The sequence below is a fragment of the Streptococcus oralis genome (genome assembly GCF_001579025.1).
Classification (GTDB): Bacteria; Bacillota; Bacilli; order Lactobacillales; family Streptococcaceae; genus Streptococcus; species Streptococcus oralis_X.
Map to the genome: position 1 here is coordinate 14195 of NZ_KQ970238.1, position 8827 is coordinate 23021.

The 8827-nt window shown below is 40.6% G+C and carries 9 protein-coding genes and 1 pseudogene; 1 reads left to right on the forward strand and 9 read right to left on the reverse strand.

The genetic code is table 11. From position 1 onward, the window contains the following. The 9 genes from SORDD27_RS10470 to SORDD27_RS08885 form a co-directional block, all read right to left on the reverse strand. On the reverse strand, positions 1–459 hold a 459-nt coding region (locus SORDD27_RS10470), incomplete at its 3' end, for a CHAP domain-containing protein (protein WP_231069341.1). Between the two features lie 99 nt (positions 460–558). Continuing rightward, a complete protein-coding gene (locus SORDD27_RS08850; protein ID WP_001278165.1) occupies positions 559–825 on the reverse strand; it encodes a Veg family protein in 267 nt (88 codons plus the stop codon). Between the two features lies 1 nt (position 826). Next, positions 827–2179: a replicative DNA helicase gene (dnaB, locus tag SORDD27_RS08855; RefSeq protein ID WP_000852476.1), complete on the reverse strand. Its 1353-nt coding sequence runs from the start codon at positions 2177–2179 to the stop codon at positions 827–829. 43 nt (positions 2180–2222) lie between these two features. After that, the gene (gene rplI, locus SORDD27_RS08860; RefSeq protein WP_000864211.1) at positions 2223–2675 is read right to left on the reverse strand and encodes a 50S ribosomal protein L9; all 453 of its coding nucleotides are present in this window, start codon (positions 2673–2675) and stop codon (positions 2223–2225) included. Then, entirely contained in the window at positions 2672–4645 is a 1974-nt protein-coding gene (locus SORDD27_RS08865) for a DHH family phosphoesterase (protein ID WP_061428599.1), read from the reverse strand. Before SORDD27_RS08865 ends, rplI begins: the two co-directional genes overlap by 4 nt. A 145-nt stretch (positions 4646–4790) precedes the next feature. Continuing rightward, positions 4791–5969 (reverse strand): acetyl-CoA C-acetyltransferase, encoded by a 1179-nt coding sequence (locus SORDD27_RS08870; RefSeq protein WP_061428601.1) that lies wholly within the window; start codon positions 5967–5969, stop codon positions 4791–4793. Positions 5970–6050: 81 nt separating this feature from the next. Next, entirely contained in the window at positions 6051–6599 is a 549-nt protein-coding gene (hpf, locus tag SORDD27_RS08875) for a ribosome hibernation-promoting factor, HPF/YfiA family (protein ID WP_000599111.1), read from the reverse strand. Positions 6600–6678: 79 nt separating this feature from the next. Further along, on the reverse strand, positions 6679–7341 hold the full coding sequence (locus tag SORDD27_RS08880) for a ComF family protein (protein WP_061428603.1): 663 nt from the start codon (positions 7339–7341) through the stop codon (positions 6679–6681). Then, positions 7338–8636, reverse strand: coding sequence for an ATP-dependent helicase ComFA (locus SORDD27_RS08885; protein ID WP_061428604.1), 1299 nt, complete (start codon positions 8634–8636; stop codon positions 7338–7340). The genes SORDD27_RS08880 and SORDD27_RS08885 overlap by 4 nt, the downstream gene beginning before the upstream one ends. Before the next feature lie 56 nt (positions 8637–8692). On the opposite strand from SORDD27_RS08885, the pseudogene SORDD27_RS10475 reads away from it, so the two are divergent. Continuing rightward, positions 8693–8827: pseudogene (locus SORDD27_RS10475) on the forward strand (YigZ family protein); the annotation flags it as partial.

The following is an 8827-nucleotide window of genomic DNA, read 5'->3' on the forward strand; positions in this document are numbered from 1 at the left end:
CTTTCGACGGTTATACTTTTCCCGAACCCCATAGTTATACTCTTCGATTTCAATCGTATCCCCCGACACATTTGATACCCAGGCCACGTGCCCATAATAACCTTCTGTCGACCAAGCAATAGCCCCAACTTCTGGCTTAGTATCCACACGGTAGCCTTCTCGCCTTGCACGATGTCCCCATTCATTTGCATTTCCATAGGCAGGAGGAATCTCAAAGCCATTTACACTACTCAAACGAAAGGCCGCAAAAGAGGTACACTGGCGAGAATACATCCGCCACTGATCGATTTCAACACTACCATTTTTGTAGTGAAGCGGATAGTCATCTCCACGCGCTACACTATCAGCTTGAACCGATTCTCCACCAAACAAAAAGGTACTTGTAACAAACAAAGTAGCCAGCCCTACACTCAACTGAGTACATCTACTCTTCTTAACTCCTGATTTAAAAAACGTCATTCATTCTCCTTAATAATATAAATTTCCGAGGTTACCCTCGTTTATACTATTCGGGAGAAAAAGAAAAAAGTGAGCAAAGCTCACTTCATTTTAGGATTCTTAGTCTAGATAGCGAATCAAGTTCTTTTCTGTCAAGATATCTGAGTAGGTGAAGGATTCAACGTAGACATTGGCTTGTTTGTCTCCTTCAACATCCCCAAATTCAACGATAAATAGAGATGGATAAACCTCAATTAGCTTACCCAATCTATTTTTTTGGCGCTTACGGCCATTCTCCAAAGTCATTTCAACGACTTGTCCCTCATGTGCCTTGATTTCTTCTTTGATTTTTTTCATCTTGGCTACATCTGTAAATGCATCTGACATCTTATGCCTCCCTCTTTGAGATACTTGAAAATTTATTGTATTCTTTTTGGAAAATCAATTCCACCGTTCCACGAGCTCCACTACGGTTTTTCTCGATGATAACCTCAACCTTGTTATTTGGAATTCCTTCCTCTTCTTCACCAGCACGATCGTAGTAGTCGTCACGGTATAGAAAGGCTACGATATCCGCATCCTGCTCGATAGAACCCGATTCACGAATATCAGACAAGACTGGTCTCTTATCCTGACGCTGTTCCACTCCACGAGATAACTGACTAAGAGCAATGACTGGAACCTTTAGCTCTTTAGCTAGGATTTTTAACTGACGAGAAATTTCAGAGACTTCTTGTTGGCGGTTCTCACGACCAGTTCCTGTGATAAGCTGTAGGTAGTCGATCAAAATCAAGCCTAGATTGCCTGTTTCTTGAGCTAGTTTGCGTGAGCGCGAACGAATTTCCGTGATCCGAATCCCTGGTGTATCATCGATATAGATACTCGCGTTGGCTAGATTCCCTTGAGCAATGGTATACTTTTGCCACTCCTCATCAGTCAATTGACCCGTACGGATAGAATGGGACTCCACCAAACCTTCGGCCGCCAACATACGGTCTACTAGACTTTCCGCACCCATTTCCAGCGAAAAGATAGCAACCGTCTTGTCCAACTTAGTCCCAATGTTCTGCGCAATGTTCAAAGCAAAGGCTGTCTTACCAACCGCTGGACGAGCAGCTAGGATAATTAGTTCTTCCTCATGGAGACCTGTCGTCATATGGTCTAAATCACGGTAACCCGTTGCAATACCCGTGATATCCGTTGTTTGTTGTGACCGAACTTCTAGGTTCCCAAAGTTGATATTTAAAATATCTCGGATGTTCTTGAAACCACTGCGATTGGCGTTTTCACTGACATCAATGAGTCCCTTTTCTGCTTGAGCGATGATTTCATCTGCAGGCTTAGAAGCTTCATAGGCTTGGTTGACAGACTCTGTCAACTTGGAAATCAAGCGACGTAGCATAGCCTTTTCGGCAACAATTTTAGCATAATACTCCGCATTGGCTGAAGTTGGTACAGAGTTGACAATTTCAACAAGATAGGACAATCCACCAATATTTTGCAGATCGCCTTGGCTATCCAAAATCGTCCGAACTGTTGTCGCATCAATCGCTTCTCCACGATCCGACAAGTCCACCATCGCTTGGAAAATCAACCGATGAGCATACTTAAAGAAGTCACGAGAATCAATGTATTCTCGGACAAAAACGAGCTTACTCTCATCTATAAAAATAGCCCCCAGAACAGATTGTTCTGCCAAAATATCCTGAGGTTGAACTCGCAGTTCCTCTACTTCTGCCATCCGACTTTCCTTCCTTTTACAATCTTGTCAAGAAGTTGTAAACTTAACCTTCTTTTACACGAAGATTGATGACACTTGTAACATCTTGATAGATCTTCACTGGTACATCAATCAAACCTACTGCTCGAATTGGTGCTTGCACTTGAATATTGCGTTTATCAATCTTAATACCAAACTGCTTTTGCAATTCTTCTGCAATTTTCTTGTTAGTGATGGAACCAAATGTACGGCCATCTGGTCCAACCTTTTCAACAAACTCTACAACTGTTTCTTCAGCTTCAAGCTTAGCCTTGATGGCTTTTGCTTCAGCAATCATCTCTGCATGAGCCTTTTCTTCAGATTTTTGTTTTCCACGCAACTCACCCACTGCTTGAGCAGTCGCTTCCTTGGCCAAATTCTTTTTAATCAGGAAGTTTTGAGCGTAGCCAGTTGGTACTTCCTTAATTTCGCCTTTCTTCCCTTTTCCTTTAACATCTGCTAAAAAGATTACTTTCATTCTTCTTTCTCCTTTTCCTTTAGTTCTTCCAAGATTAGTTGAGTCAATTTTTCTCCTGCTTCTGTTAGACTCATATTCTCGATTTGCGCGGCAGCTAGATTAAAGTGACCACCGCCACCCAACTCTTCCATAATGCGTTGCACATTGATTTTACTACGACTTCGAGCCGAGATAGAGATAAATCCTTGTGTATTTTTTGCCAGAACGAAACTAGCCTCAATACCTGACATAGCCAACATAGCATCAGCAGCCTTACTGATAACAACTGTGTCATAAGTCCTTGAGTCCTTAGCTTGGGCAATCAAGATATCTGAACCTAACTTACGACCTTGTAAAATGAGTTCATTTACCTCACGGTATTCTTCAAAATCTGTCGCAGCAATCTCCTGGATAGCAATACTATCGCTTCCCCGTGTTCTTAGATAGCTCGCCACATCAAAGGTTCGGCTCGTCACGCGAGATGTGAAATTCTTGGTATCCAGCATCATACCAGCCATCAAAACACTGGCCTGCATACGACTCAAACGATTTTTCTTAGAATTTTGGAACTGAATCAACTCTGTGACCAACTCACTGGCACTACTTGCTCCACTTTCAATATAGGTGATGACTGCATTCTCTGGGAAATCCTGATCACGTCTATGATGGTCAATAACAATAGTTTGAGTGAACAAATCATAAAAATCTTTTGACAAGGTCAAAGCTGTCTTGGAATGATCCACCAGAATCAATAATGAACGGTTTGTAACTAACTTCATCGCATCTGTAAGAGATAAAAGTTTCGTGACATCTTCCTTCTTCAAGAACTGAATAGCACGTTCAATATCTGCTGACATCTGGTCTGCATCATAGACAGCATAACTGTTCTCAATAATATTACTTGCAAACAACTGGATACCGACAGCAGAGCCCAAAGCATCCATATCTAGATTTTTATGACCGACTACAAAAACTTGGTCAACACTTCGAATCTTATCAGAAATGGCTGTCATCATAGCTCTCGTACGTGTACGAGTACGTTTGATAGATGCAGCAGTTCCTCCACCGAAGTAGACTGGATTCTTGGTTTCGTTATTTTCCTTGACCACCACCTGGTCACCACCGCGAACTTCTGCTAAGTTCAAGTTGAGCAAGGCAATTTTCCCTATCTCTTCATGATTTCCATCACCATAAGAAAATCCCATACTTAAGGTTAGGGCTAGCTGCCTCTGCTTTGATTTTTCTCGGAAAGTATCAATAACAGAGAATTTATCATTCATCAATTCCTCTAGTACCGTGTAATCTGTGAATACATAAAAACGATCCATCCCCACACGGCGAGAAAACATAGCATACTTACTAGCAAATTCTGAAACAAAATTAGCTACAAAGCTATTGATATGGCTGATATCAGAGTCAGACGTCGCATCCTCCAAATCATCATAGTTATCTACCGAGATGACTCCAATGACTGGACGGCTAGTTACCAATTCAACAGTTGCTTCATATTCCCCAGAAACATCAAAGAAATACAAAACACCCGAAACCTTGTCCATATGAACAGCATATCGTGTTTCGCCCAAGGTAGCATACGAACCTGGATTCCCAACAGAAGCCTTGATGATGGTTTGAATTAACTCAACATCAATTTCGCCTTCTTCAGTAGTCAAAATTAGCTCAGCATAGGGATTAAACCATTCCACTTCGCCAGTAGATAGGTCTAATTTCAGAACACCAACCGGCATTTGTTCGAGCAGCGTGTTTAAACTATCTTCAGCTTGATGATTTACGTATTGGATTTGTTCAATTTCGCTCTTTTCATACTGTTTTTTTTGCCAGACAAATAAAAGCAGATAAAGAAGTACAAATAAAAACAAGACACTGATTGTTACAGCAAGATTATGTGAAAAAATAATCAGCAAAGTTAAGATTCCGAAAGTTGCAAGTCCTAGCAAGACCGCAGAAAACGGGATTAAATTATTTTTTTTCATTCTAAACCTCTTGCGCATTATTATATCACAAAAACCCTTAAAAAGCGACCTTTTAAAAGATGCAAGCCCTTCATTTCTCTAACCTCAGACACAAAAAGAGGAGGGAATCATCACCCTCCTACCCACGTGTTCAGATCACTAACACCTAACGTTCAACGATGAGGGCTGTTCCCATCCCTCCTCCGATACAGAGAGTAGCTAAACCAGTTTTAGCATCACGTTTCATCATCTCATGTACCAGCGTTACTAGGATACGGCAACCGGAAGCCCCAATTGGGTGACCAAGAGCAATGGCGCCACCATTGACATTGACAATATCAGTATTGAAACCAAGTGTTTTCCCTACCGCACAAGCCTGAGCAGCAAAGGCTTCATTTGACTCGATCAAGTCAAAATCATCAACTGTCAAATTACCTTTTTCAAGAGCCTTGCGAGTCGCATAAATCGGCCCACATCCCATCATCTTAGGGTCCAAACCTGCACTTGCATACGAACGAATGCGAGCAATCACTGAGAGTCCTAATTCTTCAGCTTTTTCAGCACTCATGACCAAGACAGCCGCTGCCCCGTCATTGATACCGGAAGCATTTCCCGCTGTGACAGAACCGTCTTTTTTGAAAACAGGATCTAGCTTAGACAAACTCTCTAAGCTAGCATCTTTTCTAGGATATTCATCTGTATCGAAAACGATAGGATCGCCTTTGCGTTGAGGAATGACCACCGGAATAATCTCTTCTTTAAAGCGGCCAGATTCTATAGCCGCCACTGCACGTTTTTGTGACTCTAAAGCAAGGGCATCTTGCTCTTCTCGACTGATGCCATATTTTTCAGCCACATTCTCAGCTGTAATCCCCATATGGTATTCGTTAAAAGCATCAGACAAACCATCCTTGAGCATGGTATCAACAACTTTCGAATCGCCCATACGACCACCCCAACGGAAACTTGGCAAAACGTATGGCGCCTGACTCATGTTTTCTGCACCACCAGCTACGATAATATCTGCATCGCCACATCGTATCGCTTGAGCAGCCAACTGCACTGCCTTCAAACCAGAACCACAAACCTTATTGATGGTATAGGCTGGTGTAAATTCAGGGAGTCCTGCATGAACGCTCATTTGACGAGCTACGTTTTGACCTAAACCTGCGCCTAGGACATTCCCCATAATCACTTCGTCTACTAGCTCTGGTTTGACATTGGCTTTTTCCAAAGCACTCTTAATAACCAACGCTCCCAAATCAACAGCTGAAACATTCTTCAAACTTCCTCCAAAGGAGCCTATTGGAGTTCGCACTGCTGAAACAATCACCACGTCTTTCATAACTGTCCCCATTTATACCTTTTATAATAATGCAATACAAAAGTGGTTTACACTGGTGTAAACCACTTTAAAAATTCTATTTTATGATTCTTTTACTTCTAACAAACCAACTTCACCATCTTCACGGCGATACAAAACATTAGTTGTTTGATCTTCCACATCTACATAGATAAAGAAATCATGTCCCAATAAATCCATTTGGAGAAGGGCTTCTTCTAAATCCATTGGCTTCAAATCAATTTGTTTTGAACGAACGACTTTTGGTTGCACAACATTTGCATCTTCAACTAGAGCATCTGTAAAGAGTTGACTTGTTGCAACTTTATTTTTATTCTTACGTTCGATTTTAGTTTTATTTTTACGAATCTGACGTTCAATTTTATCTGTTACAAGATCGATAGAACCATACATATCTTGAGAAATATCTTCAGCACGAAGAGTGATAGATCCAAGCGGAATTGTTACTTCAACCTTTGCTGTTTTTTCACGGTAAACTTTCAAGTTCACACGTGCATCCAACTCCTGCTCAGGTTGGAAATACTTTTCGATCTTTTCGAGTTTAGAAACTACATAATCACGAATTGCTTCTGTTACTTCTAGGTTTTCACCACGGATACTATATTTAATCATATAAGTACCTTCTTTCTAAACATTTTTGTTTTTCTAACTATATTATAACGCTTTCATTTTCATTTTGCAAATTTTTTCCTCATCTTACAAGGGAAAAAGTTTTAACTTCCAAAGCACCTGCTTCTTCCAAAAGTCGTTTCACACGATTCACAGTTGCCCCTGTTGTATAGATGTCATCAATCAGCAAAATCTTCTTAGGAAGTGAGATTCCATCTTTAATAAAAAATGGAATTTCAGTAGCTAACCTTTCCAAACGGCTTTTAGAAGAACTAGCGCTCTCTTCTCTTTTTCCTAATATATCTTTAAAAGAAAAGCCTGCTGCCTCAACCAAACCTTCAACCTGGTTAAATCCCCTCTCAAGCAATCTTTCAGGACTTAGGGGAATCAACACAAATTGATAACCTCTATACTTTTTCAACTCCTCAGCAAGAACGGAAGCAAAAACTTTTCTAAGCAAAAAATCTCCATCAAACTTATATCTACTGAAAAAGTCTTTCATAGCTTGATTATAGGTAAAGATTGCCTTATGATCAACCTGAATTCCTTCTTTACACCAAAGTTTACAATCTTGACACTTAGTTGACATGCCTGTTTTCATACAGTTTGGGCAATAATTCTCACCAATCTTCTCAAAAATAGAAGCACAATCTGAACAAAGATAACTGCAGTCATCCTTCAAAAGGAAGAGACTGCTAAAAGTCAGCTCACTCTTTGTAGTCTGGCCACATAGTAAACAGTTCATAATCCCGCCTCCTTGTTCATCTGTTTGATTTCCTTGATTGCCTTCTTGATGGAAGCATTTAACCCATCATGAAAGAAGAGCAACTCACCAGTTGGTCTGTCCATACTACGTCCAACTCGACCACCAATCTGAATCAAGCTAGACTTGGTAAAGAGTCGATGATTAGCTTCTACTACGAAAACATCCACAAAAGGGAAGGTAACCCCGCGTTCCAAGATTGTCGTACTGATCAGTATTGTTAGTTCTCCATCTCGAAAAGCTTGCACCTGCTCTAATCGGTCTTCTGTGACAGAAGACACAAATCCGATATTCTCATTCGGGTACTGCTCCTTCAAGATTTCTTTTAGTTTCTCGCCTTTTTTAATCTCTGATGCAAAAATCAGCAAAGGATAACCTGTTCTTCTCTGTTTCTCAATATAGGTCTTTAACTTGGTTGATAACTGGCTTTTCTCTAAACAGCGATTAAAATCCGATAACCAGACTGGTTTAGGAATAATCAAAGGATTTCCATGAAACCGTCTCGGCAAGCTTAATCGTTTTAATTCTCCTGTGCGAACCTTCCTATCTAACTCATCTGTAGAAGTTGCTGTAAGGAATATCCTCAATCCATCCTCCTTTACACTATTCTTTACAGCATAGTAAAGCATAGTGTTGTCAACATAAGGAAAGGCATCTACCTCATCCACTATCAACAAATCAAAAGCATGATAAAATTTTAATAACTGATGAGTTGTTGCAATTACTAAGGGAGTTCGAAAATAGGGCTCTGATTCGCCATGGAGTAGCGCTATATCGCAAGCAAAGTCATTCTGCAGTCGTTTATACAGCTCCAAACACACATCAATTCGAGGGCTGGCTAAACAAACTGCACCACCTTCATCAATCACTTTAGCCACAACTTGATAAATCATCTCTGTCTTTCCCGCTCCTGTTACAGCGTGAACCAAGGTTGGCTCTTGCTTGTCTACCGCCTGAAGCAGTCCCTCTGACACTTTTTCTTGAAAAGGTGTTAACTGACCACGCCATTTGAGAACATCTTGCTTAGGAAAATCTTCCTGCGGAAAATAGTACAAAGCTTGATCACTCCTGACTCGCTTCATCAGCAAACACTCCCTACAATAGTAGGCACCAATAGGCAAATACCATTCTTCTAGAATCAAACTATTACAACGTTGACAAAACAGTTTCCCCTTCTCTTTTCTCATTGCTGGCAGTCTCACTGCTACCTGTCGTTCTTCTTCAGTTAATTCTTTCTCAGTAAACAAGCGACCGAGGTAATTTGGATTTACTTTCATACTTTAATATTCGTAAAAATCTAGCACTTTAGATATTTTTTTAGTACAATTGAATCATGGAATTTAGAACAATTAAAGAGGATGGGCAGGTCCAAGAAGAAATCAAAAAATCCCGATTTATCTGTCATGTCAAGCGTGTTTATAGCGAAGAAGAGGCTCGTGACTTCATCACTACCATCAAAAAAGAACAC

Excerpts from the sequence above, each read along its gene's own strand:
- SORDD27_RS08850 (WP_001278165.1), bottom strand. The coding sequence starts at position 825 with ATGTCAGATGCATTTACAGATGTAGCCAAGATGAAAAAAATCAAAGAA.
- dnaB (WP_000852476.1), bottom strand. The coding sequence starts at position 2,179 with ATGGCAGAAGTAGAGGAACTGCGAGTTCAACCTCAGGATATTTTGGCA.
- rplI (WP_000864211.1), bottom strand. The coding sequence starts at position 2,675 with ATGAAAGTAATCTTTTTAGCAGATGTTAAAGGAAAAGGGAAGAAAGGC.
- SORDD27_RS08865 (WP_061428599.1), bottom strand. The coding sequence starts at position 4,645 with ATGAAAAAAAATAATTTAATCCCGTTTTCTGCGGTCTTGCTAGGACTT.
- SORDD27_RS08870 (WP_061428601.1), bottom strand. The coding sequence starts at position 5,969 with ATGAAAGACGTGGTGATTGTTTCAGCAGTGCGAACTCCAATAGGCTCC.
- hpf (WP_000599111.1), bottom strand. The coding sequence starts at position 6,599 with ATGATTAAATATAGTATCCGTGGTGAAAACCTAGAAGTAACAGAAGCA.
- SORDD27_RS08880 (WP_061428603.1), bottom strand. The coding sequence starts at position 7,341 with ATGAACTGTTTACTATGTGGCCAGACTACAAAGAGTGAGCTGACTTTT.
- SORDD27_RS08885 (WP_061428604.1), bottom strand. The coding sequence starts at position 8,636 with ATGAAAGTAAATCCAAATTACCTCGGTCGCTTGTTTACTGAGAAAGAA.